We start from the raw sequence: 16,374 nt of genomic DNA, 5'->3' as shown, positions 1-16,374 counted from the left end.
CCGTTCAGGAGAGGAAAGATGGCCGGAATTCCCGGAATGATCGGCGTGCCCGCTGACGGGGACGCCCCGCTCGACACGCGCCCCGCGCACCCGCTGCCGCTCGACCGCAGGACGCGCGCGCGCGCCGCTGTCGCGGGATCGGTCGGCAATCTGATCGAATGGTATGACTTTTACGCGTACGCCTATACCGCGCTCTACTTCGCCTCGGCCTTTTTTCCCGAGGGAGACAGAACGGCGCAACTCATCAACGTCGCCGCAATCTATGCTGCCGGATTCCTGATCCGGCCTTTGGGGGGCTGGTTCTTCGGTCGTTATGCCGACCGGCGCGGACGGCGCGCGGCGATGATCGCGTCGGTGGTCCTGATGGGCGCTGGATCGCTGCTCGTCGGCATCCTGCCCACCTATGCGACGATCGGCGCCGCGGCACCCGCCCTGCTTCTGGTCGCGCGGCTGATGCAGGGATTTTCTACCGGCGGCCAATATGGCGCGGCGGCGACCTATCTGTCGGAGATCGCGGAACCCGGGAAGCGCGGCTTCTATGCCTCGTTCCAGTTCGTCACGCTGATCGGCGGGCAGCTCTTCGCATTGCTGGTCATCTTCGGGCTTCAGGCGGCGATGAGCGAGGAGGCGATCCGCGAATGGGGCTGGCGGTTGCCCTTCCTGCTCGGCGCGGTGCTCGCGGGCGGCTTCCTGCTGTTGCGCAACCTGATGCATGAGACCGCCGAGCCGGCGGGCAAAGGCGAGGATGCCGGATCGCTCAGAGCGCTGCTCAGGCACCCGCGCGCGATGCTGGTGGTGATGGCGCTGAGCGCTGCGGGAGCGGTCAGCCTCTACACCTTCACCACCTATATGCAGAAATATCTGGTCAATACCGCGGGGATGAGCGTGACCGACGCCAGCCGAACGATGCTGGTCGTTACCTTCGTCTTCCTGCTGCTCCAGCCGATCCTCGGCACCCTGTCGGACCGCATCGGGCGGCGGACCAACCTGCTGATCTTTACAGGGGGCATGACGCTGTTCGCGGTGCCCCTGCTCGGCGGGATCGCGACCGCGCAGTCGATGTGGAGCGCGGGGCTGCTGGTGTTCGCCGCGCTGTTCATCATGTCGTTCTACACCTCGGTCTCCGGGCTGTTCAAAGCCGAACTGTTCCCCGCCAGCGTCCGCGCATTGGGGGTCGGGCTTGGCCATGCCATCGCCTCGGCGATCTTCGGCGGGACTGCCGAATGGGCGGCGCTGCTGCTGAAGCAACAGGGGCATGAACAGGCATTTGCCTGGTATGTCTCCGCCATCTGCGCGGTCGCCTTCATCGTCGCGCTGCGGATGCGTGAGCCGCGCGCGCATGGGCATTTGACGTGATTGGCGCGCACGAAAATCCGGACTTGGCCCGTTTCGGCCCGACGATGGGCGGGTTAGGATCGGCAGGTCGGTTGCGGGGGAAGCTCATGGTTCGGGGTGCGTTGGCTGTGGTCTCGCTGCTCGCGCTGGCAGTGCCGGCGCTGGCGAAGGACGATCTGCCGATGAAGGAACGCCGGACCCTCAGCTATGAGGTGTCGAGCGGCACCTTCATGTCGCTGGCGGTGTCGCCCGACGGCAAGACGATCCTGTTCGACATGCTGGGCGAACTCTACGCCATGCCCATCACTGGCGGCCGCGCGACCCCGATCGCACAGGGGATCGCGTTCGAGGTTCAGCCGAGCTTCTCCCCAGACGGCCAATGGATCGCCTATGTCAGCGACCGGTCGGGCGGCGACAATGTCTGGATTTCTCGCACCGATGGCAGCGACGCGCGGCGGATCACGTCCGAGGACGAGGGCGCGGTGCGCACCTCGCCCGAATGGAGCGCGGATGGCAAGTCGGTCTATGTCAGCCGCAACCGCATCCGCCTGGGCCATTACGAGCTGTGGCGGCACCCTGTCGATGGCGGGCCGGGCGAGCTGGTCGCGCCGATCAAGACCGCGCGCGGCGAACAGAGCACGCTCGGCGTATCGCCGTCGCGCGACGGGAAATATCTCTACTACGCGCGCACCGTCGCCGATATGTCGTTCGATCAGCCGGTCGCGTGGACGATCGTGCGACGCGATATCGCAACCGGCGCGGAACAGCCGGTCATCACCAGTTCGGGCGCGCGCGAGGCGGCGAAGGAAACCTTCTTCCGCCCTGCAATCTCCCCCGACGGAAGGCTGCTCGCCTATGCGACGCGGCGGATGGCGGAGACGCGGTTGCGGGTGCGCGACCTGACCACCGGGCTCGACCGCGATCTCGGCCCGGCACCGCTCGACCTGATGAACGGCGCGGCGTGGATGGACCTGATCCCGCGCTACACCTTTACGCCCGATGGCAAAGCGATCCTGATCGCGGTCGATGGCCGGATCGAGCGCCGTCCGGTCGATGGTTCGACGGCATCGCGCATCCCGTTCACCGCTAAGCTGGACCTTGAGGTCGGAATGCCGACCCGCATCGCGGTGCGCGAGCCGACCGGGCCGGTGCGCGCCAGGCTGCCGATGGGGACGAGCCCGTCGCCGGACGGAAAGCGTGTCGCCTTCGCCGCGCTCGGCAGCATCTATGTTCAGCCGGTTACGGGCGGGTCGTCGCTACGCCTGCCGATCACCGGCGACCCTGCGTCCCAGCCCGGCTGGAGCCCCGATGGCAAGCGCATCGCCTATGTCACCTGGAGCGAACGTGACGGCGGGGCGATATGGACCGTCGCGGCGGACGGCAGGAGCGCGCCGGTGAAGCTGAGTACGCTGTCCGCTTTCTACACCTGGCCCGCCTTCACCCCCGACGGGCGGAGCGTGGTGGCGGTACGCTCGGCGGCGGCGGCGCGACAGCTGAGCGGCTATATCGTGTCGCCGATCCGGCCCGGCGAGCTGGTCGCGATCCCCGCGAGCGGCGGCGCGGCGCGGGTCGTCGCGCGCGGCAATCTCGGCCAGCGCCCGCACTTCACCCGCGCTGCGCCGGGTGTCGTGCATCTGATCAGCGACGACGGGCTCGTCGCCATCGACCTCACCACCGGTACGAAGCGCGACGTGGCCAGGCTGCTGACCCAGAACTATTATTTCACCGAAGCGCCAGCGAAGATGGACGATATCCGGATCAGCCCGGACGGCAAATGGCTGGCGGCGCAGGCGCGCGAGCAGTTGTATCTGCTGCCCGTCCCCGCCGATCCGGAGAAGCCGGTCGATCTCGCTGCAGTGGACAGCCCCGCGCGACAGGTCACCGATATCGGGGCCAATTATTATGACTGGCGCGGCGATGGCGCGCTGGTCTGGTCGGTGGGCAATTTCCTGCAGACGCTGCCCGGTGCGACCGCGGCGGTGCCAACGACCCATATCGAACTGATCGCCGAACTGCCGCGCGCCCAACCGCAGGGCAGCATCCTGCTGCGCGGTGCGCGCGCACTGACGATGGCTGGGGGCGACCGCATCATCGAGGATGCCGACATCCTGATCACCGGTGACCGGATCGCGGCGATCGGTCCGCGCAACAGCTTCGCCGTGACCGCCGGAACGCCGGAGCGTGAGCTGGGCGGCAAGACGGTCGCGCCGGGACTGATCGACGATCACGACCATATCGGCTCGATCCGCCGCTATGCGATTGCCTATGAAGATACGTCGATGCGCGCGCGGCTCGCCTTTGGCGTAACCACTGCGTTCGACCCTTCGACGCTGAGCATCGACCAGATTGCGTATCAGGATCTGATCGACGCCGGGCTGATGGTCGCGCCACGACTGCGTTCGACCGGCCCCGGTATCTTCGCACGCGAACGGTTCACGTCGCAGGAACAGGTCCGCGCGGTATTGCGCCGCTATAGCGAAGCCTGGGGTCTGACCAACATCAAGCAATATCGCGGCGAGAGCCGGACGGTGCGCCAGTGGATTGCGATGGAGGCGCGTGCGCAGGGGCTGATCCCGACCACCGAGGGGAGCCACAATCCCAAGCTGATCCTGACGCAATTGCTCGACGGCTATGCGGGCAGCGAGCATGCGCTTCCTGTCGCGCCACTGCAGGAGGATGTCATCAAGCTGTTCGCGCTGACCCGCACCAGCTATGTCGCGACCCTGCTCGTCAACACCAGCGGCCCGGCGGCTCGACATCATTTCGTCGCGAAATACGACCCCGCGCTCGATCCCAAAGTCCGCCGTTTCTGGCCCCCCGCGACGATCGCGTCGAAGCTGGCGCAACGCGACTGGTCTTCGCTCGCCGCCAGCCGCGCGCCGGCGCTGGCGCGGGATACGGCGCGCCTGGCCGAAGCGGGGGCGCCGGTCGGGATGGGGGCACATGGCGACGATCCGGGCATTGGCTATCATTACGAAATGGAGGCCCATGTGCTCGGCGGGATGACGCCGATGGCGGTGCTCCATGCGGCGACTGCGGGCGCGGCCGAGGTCATCGGGCGGCTCAACGACATGGGCACGCTGGAGGTCGGCAAATATGCCGATCTGGTGGTGTTCGACCGCGACCCGCTGGCCGATATCCGCAACACGCGCTCGGTCAGCCTTGTGATGCGCGGCGGGCAGTTGTTCGACGCCGACACGCTCGACGAACTCTGGCCGCAGCGGCGGAAACTGCCCGCGCCCTGGTTTGCGGGCGAAGAGAAGGAAACCCAGTGGCTGCCCAACCCGTGACGATCGACCCCGAGATCCGCGCTTTCCTCGACGAAATGTCTGCGCGCTGGGCAGCGCACCCGCCCCTCGCATCGCTCGACTATCCCGGCCAGCGCGCGGTCTGCGAAGCGGTGCGGTCGCGCTGGGCCGAGGGTGGGCCGGCGATGGCGCGGACGGTGGAGCGGGTATTCGATCCGGGTGCCGGGTCGCTCCATATCCGGGTCTATCTGCCGGAAGGCGCGTCGGCCCCCCGCGCCCGCCCTGGTCTATCTGCATGGCGGCGGGTTCACGCTGTTCAGCATCGACACCCACGACCGACTGATGCGCGAATATGCTGCGGCGGGCGGGTTCGCGGTAGTTGGCGTCGACTACCCGCTGTCGCCCGAGCACAAATATCCCGTCGCGCTCGACCGGATCGAAGCGCTGATGCTGTGGCTGCGCGATCATGGCGACGAACTGGGCATCGACGGCAGCCGCCTGGCGATGGGTGGGGATTCGGCGGGCGCAAATCTGAGCTTCGCCACTGCGCTGCGCCTGCGCGACCGGGGCGCGGACGGGCTGGTCGGGGCGATCCTGTCCAATTACGGCTATTTCTCGAACTTGATTTCCGACGATGCAGAGCGCGATTTTGGCGGCCCGGCCTCCAACCTCGATCGCGACGAGGCCATCGCCTACTATGCCAACTACCTGACCGACATGGCGCGTGAGTGCGCCAATCCGCTGGTCTGCCCGCTGCTTGCGGACATGGCCGGGATGCCGCCGGTGTTCCTCGTCATCCCGCAATGCGACTTGCTGACCGAACAATCGGTGGCGATGGCCGCCCTGCTGCGCGCGGCGGGGGTGGAGACTGCGGACAAGCTCTATCCGGGTGCGACGCACAGTTTTCTGGAGGCGATGTCGGTGGCGGCGGTGGCGCGGGAGGCGATCGCCGACGGGGCGAGGTTCGTGGCGGAGAAGCTGGGCTGATGCTCACCCCCCCCTCCCTCGCGCCTTCCAATCGGAGAGGGAGGGAGGCGCGATGTCCCGGAGGGGTGGGAGTGACAGGCTAGGAACGGCATCCCACCACCCCTGCCGCGATCAGCTTGTCGATCTGCTCCTCCTCCAGCCCACAATCACGCAGTAGTTGACGACTGTCGGCCCCCAGCGGGCGGGGCGGCATGTCGGGTTGGATTGCCACCCCCTCGAACAACACTGGCTGCGGCAGGGCCCGTGCAACCCCCTCGGGATACCCCGCCGGCACATCGAAAAAACCAATCTCTTCGAGATGCGGATCGGTCAGCAGATCGCCCAGCCTGGCGACGCGCGAACAGGGCACGTCGCGCTCCCCAAGCGCCGCAATCCACGCGTCGGTCGTGCGCGCGGGCAGCGTTTCGGCGACCAGCGCGTAGAGTTGGTCGATATGCGCGGGGCGCTGCCGCGGATCAGCGAACCAATCCTGCGCGATCACGTCTTCACGCCCCACCTCTCCCAGGAATGCGCGCCATTGCCGGTCAGTATAGGGGAGCACCGCGATCCACCCGTCGGCCGTGCGGAACGGGCGACGGTTGGGGGACAGGATGCGCGGGTAGCCGACCGCGCCACCGGCATCGAAGGTCGCCGCCGCAAGATGCTCGTTGAGGAGGAATGCGGCCAATGCCTCGAACATCGGCACTTCGACCTTGAACGGCCCAGCGCGCCCATTCGCCCGCGCCACGAGCGCGGCGAGGATGCCATATACCGCGTGCAGCGCCGCCACCTTGTCCGCCAATATCGTCGGCACGAAGCGCGGATCGCCACCGGTCGCGGTACCAAGGCCCGCTATGCCGCTCGCCGCCTGGATGACGTCGTCGAAGGCGGGCCGGTCGCGATAGCGCCCGCGCTGGCCGAAGCCGATCGCTGCGCAATGGACGATGCGCGGGTTGATCGCGGCAACCGTCTCGAAGCCAAGCCCCAGTCGCTCCGCCGCATCCACGCGCATATTGTGGAACAGCACATCCGCGCGTTCGAGCAGCTTGGCCAGCGCCGCGCGTCCGTCCGGTGATTTAAGGTCGAGCGCGAGCATCTTCTTGTTACGGTTGTTGTTGACGAACAGCGCCCCGCCGCCCGCACCCGCGGGATGCGCGTGCCGAGCAATGTCGCCTTCCAGCGGCTCGACCTTGATCACCTCTGCGCCCAGATCCGCGAGGATCTGACCCGCATAGGGGCCAAGCACGACCGCGCCGACCTCGACGACCCTGATCCTCTCCAGCAACGGCAGCATCTGCCTTCCTCCAGTGTTTGATCGGCAATTAGCCGCTTCTTCACGATGCCGCAGGGGCCAAGACCCGACAGGCTGCGGGACCGTTGGAGGTCGCGTATTGGTCCCCGACACTTCCAGAAAGTGGAGGTTTGGCGGTCCACCTCCTTCGGCCAGACAGGGTCGCATGACCGTTTCGACTCCTGCGCCGCCGCACCGTCGGCCGATCCTCACGCTGCACCGCTGGCTCAGCCTGGGTGCGGCGGTGTTCTGGCTGCTGCAGGCGCTGACCGGCGTGCTGATCGTCTTTCACTGGGAGATCACCGACGCGGGCATATCGTCCATCCACCGCCCGACCGACCTTGCCGCGATCGAGCGGCGGATCGACGCGCTGGTGCCGGAGGGGGGCAAGGCTGCGTCGATCTGGACCGCTGCGGGGGCACCGGATCGGTACAATGTCTATGTCGTGGATGCTGAGGGGACCAGCGCCTCGACGCGCATCGCCGGCGACGGCACCGTCCTGCATGCGCCAAAGCCCGATGAGGAGAGCCTGATGGGCTTTCTGGTCGGATTTCACCACGACCTGTTGGGCGAATGGGGCGGCTGGCTGGTGTCGATCAGCGGCGTGCTGCTGTGTACCAACCTGATCCTTGGAATCGCCGCCGCCTGGCCGAAGCGTGGAACGTGGGGGCGCGCATTGCGACCCGCGACGCGCGGACCGGCAGCCGCGCGGCTGTATAGCTGGCACCGTGCGCTGGGGCTGTGGGTCGGCATCCCGGCGCTCGTCATCGCCGCGACCGGAACGATGCTCAAGTTCGAGGACGGCGTCGGCGATCTGGTCGGTGCAAAGCCCGTCGCGATGCCCACAGTCACGCCGACAGGTGCACCGATCGGCTTTGCCGCCGCGGCGCGCGCGGGTCTTGCCGCGCTGCCGGGCAGCACGCTGACACAGGTCGTCTGGCCGAAGCCCGACGATGCCACATACCGCGTGCGGTTGCGTGCTCCGGGCGAACTCCGCCGGGCGTATGGAGGGAGCTACGTGCTCGTCGATGCGAACAACGGGCAGGTGCGCGGCATCTTCCCGATCGGCGAGGCGAGCGCGGCGAACCAGTTCATGAGCGCGCTGTTCGCGATCCACACCGGCGAAGCCGGCGGGACGGTGGGACGCATCCTGTCGATCGCGATCGGCCTGTGGCTGATCACGATGATCGTCGCGGGCGTGCTGCTCTGGCTCAAGCGCCGCAAGCCGCGCCGCGCGACCTGAACCCCCGATCTTGTACCAAGGCGATGTCCATGCTGCTTCCCCTCCTTGCCCTGACTGCGCTCGACGCCCCGCGTGACGAAAGCGAGGGGCAGACGCACACCCATCGCGAACTCCCCGCGAAGGAAGGCGACAACAAGCCGTGGAATTTTGAGCTGGTCTATACCGCCGAACTGATGGGCAATGTCGCAGGCGGGGTCGAGCGGGGCGCGCGCTACCTCGACAATCTCGACATCGTGTTCGACGCCGATCTCGAGCGGATGGTCGGCTGGACTGGCGCGCAAATGTGGCTCTACGGCCTCTACAATAACGGCAATTCGATCAGCGATCTGGTCGGCGACGCGCAGGCGGTGAGCAACATCGAAACCGGCACGCGCGCGATCCGGCTGTACGAAGCGTGGATCGACCAGAAATTCGGCGACAGCGTTTCGCTCCGTGTCGGCCTGTACGACCTCAATTCGGAATTCGATGCGCTCGATGCATCGGGGCTGTTCGTGAGCAGCCCGCACGGCATCGGCACCGATTTCGCCCAGAGCGGACAGAATGGGCCGTCGATCTTCCCATCGACCTCGCTCGCCGCGCGCGTCGTCTTTGCGCCGGCGGAGGGGTGGACTGTCCGCGCGGCGATACTCGACGGCGTTCCCGGCGATCCCGCGCGGCCCCGACGGACCGCAGTGAAGCTGGGTCGTGGCGATGGTGCGCTGCTGGTCGGCGAGGTCGAGGCACCGCTCGCCGGGGGCAAGCTGCTGCTCGGCCATTGGCGTTATACGGCTGCGTTCGAACGTAGCGACGGGACCGGGGCGGAGACCGGAAATTCGGGAAGCTATATCCGCGCACAGCTGCCGCTTGCGCGGCGCGACGACGGGACGCTGGACGGCTTCATCCGTGCCGGTGTCGCAAGCAGTCGCTTCAACATGTTCGACCGTTTCCTGAGCGGCGGGCTCAGCTTTGCCGGCTGGGTCAAGGGCCGCGAGGCGGACTCGTTCGGCATCGCCATCGCCGCCGCCTTCACCGCCGATTCCCATCGCGCAACGAACGGGACTGCGGCATCGGAAGTGGCGCTTGAACTGACCTATCGCGCAGAGGTCACGCCCTGGCTCGCGATCCAGCCAAGCGCCCATTATGTCCGTCGTCCCTCTGCCGATCCCGGCGTGGCCGACGCGCTGGTGCTGGGCGTGCGAACCGAGTGGAGCCTACACACGCTGCTCGATTAGGTGCGCTCAGCTGGCCGCCTCCTGTCGGGGCTGAATCGCTTGTCATCACTTGCATGTTCGTTACGGTGCCGAAGGGGGCGTCCGATGACGACACTGGTTTGCGACGATCATCCGCTGGTGCGCTCGGCGTTGGCAATGACGCTAGCCGAGCTTGTTGACGCACCGGTGCTGACCGCGGCCAATTTCGCCGATGCCTGGGTACTCGCGGAGTCGTGTCGCGACTTGTCGCTGTGCGTCGTCGACCTGCACATGCCCGGCACCGGCGCGAGCGAGGGTTTGCGCGGGCTGAAGATGCGGGCACCGGCAGCGCGGATCGTGGTGATTACCGGCTCCCAATCCGACGAGGATCTGTTGACGGCGCTGTCGATCGGGGTCGACGGCTTCGTCCCCAAGACGGTGGAGCCCGGCGTGGTGGAAGCGGCACTGCGGCTGGTATTGGCCGGCGGGCGGTATTTGCCCGATCGGGTGGCCGCGCTGGCGACGGGCGACGCGCCGCCGGCATGCGAGGCCGATATGCCGCCTCCCGCCACCAACATGCCGAGCTTCGAGCGACTCAGTCAGCGGCACGTTGACGTGCTGGATCAACTGGCACGGGGTCGCTCGAACAAGGAAATTGCCCGTCTCCTCGGCCTGTCGCCGGCCACGATCAAGTCGCATCTGGCGCATATCTTTGCGGTACTGGGCGCGGCCAACCGCACCGAGGCGGTGGCACGCGCCCGGGATCGCGGGCTGGTGTGACCTAGGGTCTGAAGTCGACCCAGTTCTAGTCGAGTTCAGATCCCAATCTGCCCCGGCTTGGGCACATCCAAGCCGGGGCAAGAGGGGCTTAGTTCGGTGCCCGCACGATAAGGGTCAGCGGATTACCACCGCTGGTCAGCGGGCTGATGGTGTAACTCCGCTCCCCGCGAAAGCTGTCGACCATCGCCGGCAACAGCGTCAGACGGAAGAAATCACGGTCGATGGGAAGAACGGTCGGTCCTCCCAACAATGCATAAGTTCCATATGTGGGCGGGACATAACTCGCAGCGCGCTTGCGGTCGCGCTCGCCGATGCTGCCGTCATGGTCGATATGCAGTGCCGCCGATGTCACATCGGCCTCGATATAGAGTGGCCGCAGCAGGCACTCCCGCACACCGGCACCGCTTCGGTTGCGCGGCAGCGTCACGGTCATGGAGCGGCTCGCAAAATTGATGTCGCCGCCGATCTGACGGATGCAACTACCCATTGCGTCGGGCAGGTTCACGCCGCCGCCCGGCGTTATAGCGGTGCTGCCGCTCGGCCCGGTCACAATGACGCCGCTCCCGGTGCCGCTGCCGCACCCCGAGCCCGGCGGGCAATTGCCACTGACGATGGTCACCGGATTGCGACCGGGCAGCGGCGTCGGTGTCGGGCCAGATGTCGGCGCGGGTGCCGGCGTGCTGACCGTGGGTCGCCCCGTATTGGTGCGGCTGGACCAGTTGAGCGCGCTCAACGTCGGGCGGACGATATCCACTGTGATCCGCTCGCTGCCGACGACAAAGGTACGGCGACCGGTGGCGTCACGCGGGAGATTGACCGTCAGGATGACGGACCCGATCGCACCGCAGCCACGCCCGTTATTCGCAAAACCGCTATATTTGTGGTACAGCTGCACGCTGCCCGACCCGCCCTCGATCCCGGCCGACGGACTCATGTCGATCAGGTGGCCAAACACCTCGATCCGGTCCTGAAAGCCGGCGGGCAATCGCAGCACGGTTCCCTGGCTGCGGCGCAGGGCGGCTTCGCGGTCGTGCGTTTGTCGGCAGCGATCCGGATTCTGGAACTGGCTGCCGAGATGCTCGTAACGCTTGATCGATTCCCACTCGGCTTTGGCCGGCGCGGAGCTCAATGTCGCAATGCCGGCGGCACCCAGGCACAGTGCAAGTTTGATCGGGGTCATGGCGTTTCTCCTGAATGTCTTGGGGGCTTCAGAACATCGGCGATGCGGTGATGCGGCGCAGCACCTTCAGTGATTGCGGGACCATCTGGCTCGGCGGGTGCTGAGCCTGGATCCCGCAGCGATCGATCTTCCCTTCGGCGTCGATCAACAGTGTCTTTCCGCTCGGGCAAGGCGAGGTAGTTTCGCCGAACATGATCGTATTGCTGACGCCATCGGTGGTCCGGCGGACCGAACCGTCGGTCATGACGACAGTAGTACCGCCGCTACCGCTTGCGGCAACGCAGCGGTCGCGCCCGGCGTGCGCCAGCACGCCCTGGCCCGGGGGCATTGGATGGGACCGTCGATCCGTCGGCGCACGCAGCGCACGACATAGCGTGGCTCGCTCGCGACGACATTGCCGGGGATTGTCGTGCGCGGCCGGGGGTCGAGCGCCAGTTGCAGCTCGGCATCGGTTGCGCAGCCGTGAAAGCCGCTCCCCACTTCCGGGTCGCCGCTCTGCGCGGCCATGGCGATGGCAAGGATCAGGCTCAGCATCGTTCAGTCTCCCTCTCGAAATCGGTCAAGGCACCAGCAAGTTGCCAAGCATCTCGGCGCTAACCCGGCCTGGATTGGGCCAGGACAGGGGGGAATCGCCCGGTGCCATCCGGGTGAACATGCGCATTGATTTCAGTCGTCCGGCGGCATCGACGCCGTTGGAGGACGGATCGACGATCTGCGTCCACAGTTCGGCCAGCCGTTCCACCGCCTCCGCCCGCGCCCAGGCGCGACCGGGCAGCGCCGCCGGGCGCGATGGCGTCACGAGGATCAGGACGGCGTCGCGCCGCGATTGTCTGGCACGCTCATTGAACAGCGACCCGATGAGCGGCACCTCGCCCAGCACCGGCGTCTTGGAGAATGTGGCGTCGTCGACGCTTTCCGACAGCCCCGACAGGACCAGCGTTTCCCCAAAGCGCAGTTCGGCTGTCGCGGCGACCCGCTGGCGAAAGGTGGTCAGCGCTTCATTGAAATTGCCGGCCGGATCGGCGGTCAGGAACGAGCGCCCCGTTTCGATCTTCACCCGTGTGCCGTCGGGGGTGATCGCGACCGGCGTCACCTTTAGCTCGATACCGATGTCGATGGTTTCGAGCTGGCCCGCGTTGATGCCGCTGACTGCGACCTTGAGCGTGCGGCCGACGAAGAATTCGCTGGTCTCCCCCGAATAGGCGGTCAGCGTCGGACGCGCGACGACCTGGTAATTCTGCCCGCCCCGATTGAACAGGTTGAGGTTGTAGGTCAGCTGCGGAATGCCGATCGCCTCGGTGATGACGCGATCGAGCGTGTTGGTGCTGCCAGCATCGCTGCGGGCGATCCGTCGGCTATCGGCGCGATTATACCCATATTGGAGGCTGAGGCCGTCCAGCAGGTTGATGCCGATGCGCTCGCGCGACGTGTTCTGCGCCAGGACGATGGCGACATCGACCGAAATCTGGCTGGGCGCGACGGGCGCGGTGGTGGCTCCGGCACCCGCGCCGACACCGTCCACCGGAGCGGTCTGCGCCAGCTGTGCGACGCGCGGCGCGAGAGCGCGGGCACCTGCGGGATCGAGGATGGCGACGGCATCGACCAGCGCATTGCCGCGCACGGCATTGCCCGACCCGGCTTCCGCCATCGCCGCAAGCTTCAGCGCCTCGGCACGTTCCGGCGCAGTGGCAAAGCGCTCGGCCGCGCGACTCGCCGCAACGGCGGCCAGCACGGCGTCACCGTTCATGTACGCCGCCTGCGCCAGCGCCATCAATCCGCGGGGATCGTCGGGCTGGGCGAGTACCGCCTGGCCAAAGCGGCGGGTTGCCTCGTCAAAGCGCCCCCGGTCATAGGCTGCGCGGCCAGCCAGCGCGGCGGCCCAGAAGTTGCCGGGCTGCGCCTTCAGCGCAAGGTCATAGCCTGCCAGCGCCAGTTCGATCGCCTCGGGGTCGCTGGCACCGGCCTTGTGGTAGGCGAGGCCAAGCAGCGTCTGGAGTTCCGAATCGCGCGGGGATCGCGCGGTGGCTTCGGACAAGACCGCGATGGCAGCGCGGTGATCGCCGACGTTGAGCGCCGCCAGCCCCTGCGCCTTCAGCGCCGCACTGTCCGCCGGCAAGGCGGGCGCTGCCTGACTCGACGCGCTCTCGACGCCACCCGGAAGCCCGCCGCACGCGCACAGCAGCATCGCTGACGCGACCCCAGTCATCAGCTTGGCAAATCGGCGCATCATCTTCCCCCAGGCAAAGATCGTTTCGGCCCCGCGCATCGATCCGATAGGTCGCTTCGGCGCGGGCGCACTGCGTCGGCAGAAAGCCCATGGCGCGTGGGCGGCCCTGTGCGTTTCTCGGCGCAGCACAAACATCGCGCCCCGTCCGCACCATCAGCACATCGTGGCTGGCCACGGTGCAAACCGGGAGGACGATGGCGGGCTGAGCCGCAGTGCGGATCATCATCAGCAGCATGAGCATCAGCATCCGGGCTCTCCTGCGCGCACTAGGTGCAGATGCGGGGTGCCGGCAGCGCCCCGATATTGCCGCCCGCGGTCAGGGTGAACCGGGCGATGTCGCCTGCATTGGGCGCACGGGTGGCGCGCGAGCAGCAGAAGCGTTCCTCACCGACTGGCACAAAGGCATCGCGTGGCGCGCAATAATCGCCATGTACGACGCGCCCGGTGTTGTTGCGCGCGGCGAAATCGACTCGGCGTTTCCAGGTGTAGGGGCCATTCAATCGGGCGAAGGCGAGGTTGAATTCCGCCGTGCAGATCTGCGGTCGTCCAGCGATGCCCTGGGCGGTGATGACCTCCCATGGTTTGTCGTCGCAAACCCCGCCCTCGGGATTGGCGAAGCAGCATTCGTCATGCTCCCAGCTGCCCCGGTTGATCTTGCAGCTGCCGTCGTCACAGGTGCCCAGTTCCGTCCCCTCGTCACTGCAATTGGCTCCGGCGGCACCGAAGCAGCGCTTGCCGAGGTTGAGGACGATGGGCGCTGGCGGGACGGGTCGAACCGGCACAGCCCCCGGCGCGATTGGCGGGATGATCTGGCCCGGCGTCGCCACGACATGGCTGGTCTGCGGGCAGCGCGGACCACCCGTGGCCAGCCGCAGCGTCACCGTCAGGGTCGGCGTCACAACCGAAGCGCCACTGGTCGCGTTGTGGCTGGTATAGGAAATGGGCGGCGTCGCCGGGCTGCCCTGGCCAATACGTGGCGGCGGCGCGGCCGCGACCGCAAATGTCGCCCGCCCATTCGCGTCGGTCCGCCCGCTGCCCAGGTCGCCCCGTGCTGTGGCGCTGGATCCGGCGCAGACCACTGCATTCGGAACCGGTCGTCCGGCGCTGTCGAGCACGCTTACGGTCACCGTGCGGCTGGCCTGCGCCAGCCCCGCGCCATGCGGAAGGAGCAGCATGGCGCCGGTTCCTGCCAAAGCTACAATCGCGATCGTTCGCAGCATCGCCCGTCTCCCCGCAGCGCCCTTCGGCCCCGTGGTGAAACACTGTCCCATCGCCCGGCACCGCGCATCGCCCGGATGGGCTAGCCAGATGGCTAGCCCTCTTGCACAGGCGGGCGATTGGGCGTTCAACCGGGAAATGCAGCCCGGTGCCGTCTCTGACCGCGTCACGATCCGCGCGACTGAATCGCGGATCGAGTTTTTTCTGGCCGGTGCCTTCTCGCTGCTGGTCGGCGGCACGCTGGCCTATGTCCACCTGCTGTTTGCGCCGATTGCGCCTCCGGGTCCGCTTTGGGGGTGGACGATCTTTACCGCATTGGTGGTCGCATCGATGATCGGCCTGCCGCTGTCGGTCTATCTGCTGAAGCCCGATGACGCGACGGTGGTGCGAGTGTTTGCGCCACTTGGCAAAGTGGTTGCCGTGCTGTTCGACTTGGCGGTCGCTTCCAGCGTCTGGGCGTTGCTGCCCTATGCCTCGGAAGCGCTGCAATTGCTGATGGTCGTGTTCTACGCCGCGACGATTTCAGGGCAGGTGATTTCCACGGCCGAAGCGATCGAAAATATCGTCTTCGGCGTCGTGTCGATCTTCGGCTCGGCGGCGGTCTTCTTCCTGATCAATCCCGGCCCCTATTCCGTGCCGCTCGCCTTGTTTCTGGTCGCGTTCGGGGCGCTGATGATCGGCGTGGCGGTGGTGCTGAAGGTCGCGATCCGGTCGACCATCGAGGCGCGGCTGCGGGCGGAGCGGGTGTCGGACGAGCTCGCCGCCGCGCTGACCGAGGTGACCGAGGCGCGCACCAGCAAGACCCGCTTCATCGCAGCTGCGACCCACGATCTGCGCCAGCCGCTTCAGGCGGCTGCCCTGTTCTTCAACCGCGTCGCCGTCGGCAAGGGCCGCGATCGGCAGGATGCAGTGGCCAAGGCGCGGCTGGCGTTCGACGAGGCAGCGCATTTGCTTGACCGACTGCTCGATCATTTGCGGCTCGACAGCGGTATCATCCAGCCGACGATCGAGCGGCTGGACCTGGCTGAGCTCCTGAAGCGCATCTGCACCGAAACCGCACCGGTCTGCGGGGCAAGCGACTTTGACCTGCGCTGCATTCCTGGCCGACGCCATGCGACGGGTGATCCTCATCTGGTGCTGCGCGCGCTTCGCAACCTCATCCACAACGCGGTGCGGCATTCGCGAGGCACGCGGGTGCTGATCGGTACACGGCGGGTGGGAAAATTTGTGCGAGTCTATGTCCTCGATAACGGGCGGGGGATATCCAGCGATCAGGCGGGGCGGATGTTCATCGAATTTGCCGGCTACGGCGACGGGCCAGCAACTGGTAGAGGCGTTGGCCTTGGCCTCCCGTCTTCCCGCCGGATGGCGCAATTGATCGGCGGAACGGTCGCACATGATCCACGCTGGCGGCGCGGTGCGGCGCTGTATCTGGAATTGCCCGGCCCGGGCTGATCTTGAGACCAGCATTCAGGTCACGCCATGCGCAGGCGGGACTGGACGCCCAGTGTCGAGGAGACATCACGACGGGCTCGTCGCCACGACGCCAGGAGCGGCGTTTGCGGGTAGCCCACACGGGGCCAGTGCCTGTGGCAACACAGTGAGCGACTGTGCTGGAAACGCTCACGCGGATGGAGGGCCCGAAGCAATGGAACAGGGCGTGCGCCATGGCCGTCTTCTCCTGAGCCTTCATCTGCTGCCTGGGCTGAGCAAGGGA

At 67.0% G+C, this 16,374-nt stretch carries 13 protein-coding genes; 7 read left to right on the top strand and 6 right to left on the bottom strand.

Going from position 1 to position 16,374, the window contains the following annotated elements; all coding sequences use genetic code 11:
- The first annotated feature begins 18 nt into the window (after positions 1-18).
- The 3 genes from LRS12_RS11260 to LRS12_RS11250 all read left to right on the top strand — a co-directional run bounded on the left by LRS12_RS11260 (position 19) and on the right by LRS12_RS11250 (position 5,570).
- Entirely contained in the window at positions 19-1,356 is a 1,338-nt protein-coding gene (locus tag LRS12_RS11260) for an MFS transporter (protein WP_257844659.1), read from the top strand.
- A 107-nt stretch (positions 1,357-1,463) separates the two neighbouring features.
- The gene (locus LRS12_RS11255) at positions 1,464-4,625 is read left to right on the top strand and encodes an amidohydrolase family protein (RefSeq protein ID WP_257844658.1); all 3,162 of its coding nucleotides are present in this window, start codon (positions 1,464-1,466) and stop codon (positions 4,623-4,625) included.
- A gap of 132 nt (positions 4,626-4,757) precedes the next feature.
- Positions 4,758-5,570 carry an alpha/beta hydrolase fold domain-containing protein gene (locus tag LRS12_RS11250; RefSeq protein ID WP_308223007.1) on the top strand — a complete coding sequence of 271 codons (813 nt, stop codon included), beginning with the start codon at positions 4,758-4,760 and terminating at the stop codon, positions 5,568-5,570.
- A 79-nt stretch (positions 5,571-5,649) separates the two neighbouring features.
- On the opposite strand, the gene LRS12_RS11245 is transcribed toward LRS12_RS11250, so the two are convergent.
- Entirely contained in the window at positions 5,650-6,843 is a 1,194-nt protein-coding gene (locus tag LRS12_RS11245; RefSeq protein ID WP_257844656.1) for a CaiB/BaiF CoA-transferase family protein, read from the bottom strand.
- A 163-nt stretch (positions 6,844-7,006) separates the two neighbouring features.
- Between LRS12_RS11245 and LRS12_RS11240 the strand changes: the two genes are divergently transcribed.
- From LRS12_RS11240 to LRS12_RS11230, 3 genes are all read left to right on the top strand, one after another.
- On the top strand, positions 7,007-8,083 hold the full coding sequence (locus LRS12_RS11240) for a PepSY domain-containing protein (RefSeq protein WP_257844655.1): 1,077 nt from the start codon (positions 7,007-7,009) through the stop codon (positions 8,081-8,083).
- Between the two features lie 29 nt (positions 8,084-8,112).
- Positions 8,113-9,294, top strand: coding sequence for a carbohydrate porin (locus LRS12_RS11235; RefSeq protein WP_257844654.1), 1,182 nt, complete (start codon positions 8,113-8,115; stop codon positions 9,292-9,294).
- An 84-nt stretch (positions 9,295-9,378) separates the two neighbouring features.
- Positions 9,379-10,032: a response regulator transcription factor gene (locus LRS12_RS11230; RefSeq protein ID WP_257844653.1), complete on the top strand. Its 654-nt coding sequence runs from the start codon at positions 9,379-9,381 to the stop codon at positions 10,030-10,032.
- 88 nt (positions 10,033-10,120) lie between these two features.
- Here the strand turns inward: LRS12_RS11230 and LRS12_RS11225 are convergent, their stop codons facing one another.
- The 5 genes from LRS12_RS11225 to LRS12_RS11205 form a co-directional block, all read right to left on the bottom strand.
- Entirely contained in the window at positions 10,121-11,212 is a 1,092-nt protein-coding gene (locus LRS12_RS11225; protein WP_257844652.1) for a hypothetical protein, read from the bottom strand.
- Between the two features lie 28 nt (positions 11,213-11,240).
- Positions 11,241-11,456: a hypothetical protein gene (locus LRS12_RS11220; protein ID WP_257844651.1), complete on the bottom strand. Its 216-nt coding sequence runs from the start codon at positions 11,454-11,456 to the stop codon at positions 11,241-11,243.
- Positions 11,453-11,746 carry a hypothetical protein gene (locus LRS12_RS11215; protein WP_257844650.1) on the bottom strand — a complete coding sequence of 98 codons (294 nt, stop codon included), beginning with the start codon at positions 11,744-11,746 and terminating at the stop codon, positions 11,453-11,455. Before LRS12_RS11215 ends, LRS12_RS11220 begins: the two co-directional genes overlap by 4 nt.
- A 25-nt stretch (positions 11,747-11,771) precedes the next feature.
- The gene (locus LRS12_RS11210; RefSeq protein ID WP_257844649.1) at positions 11,772-13,439 is read right to left on the bottom strand and encodes a tetratricopeptide repeat protein; all 1,668 of its coding nucleotides are present in this window, start codon (positions 13,437-13,439) and stop codon (positions 11,772-11,774) included.
- A gap of 266 nt (positions 13,440-13,705) precedes the next feature.
- Complete coding sequence (locus tag LRS12_RS11205; protein WP_257844648.1) at positions 13,706-14,614, bottom strand: Ig-like domain-containing protein; 909 nt, start codon at positions 14,612-14,614, stop codon at positions 13,706-13,708.
- Between the two features lie 133 nt (positions 14,615-14,747).
- Between LRS12_RS11205 and LRS12_RS11200 the strand changes: the two genes are divergently transcribed.
- Positions 14,748-16,112 (top strand): sensor histidine kinase KdpD, encoded by a 1,365-nt coding sequence (locus LRS12_RS11200; protein ID WP_257844647.1) that lies wholly within the window; start codon positions 14,748-14,750, stop codon positions 16,110-16,112.
- Positions 16,113-16,374 lie beyond the last annotated feature (262 nt).

The organism is Sphingomonas sp. J344 (assembly GCF_024700005.1).
In the GTDB taxonomy this organism is placed as follows: Bacteria; Pseudomonadota; Alphaproteobacteria; order Sphingomonadales; family Sphingomonadaceae; genus Sphingomonas.
This window is presented reverse-complemented; position numbering and strand designations above follow the sequence as displayed.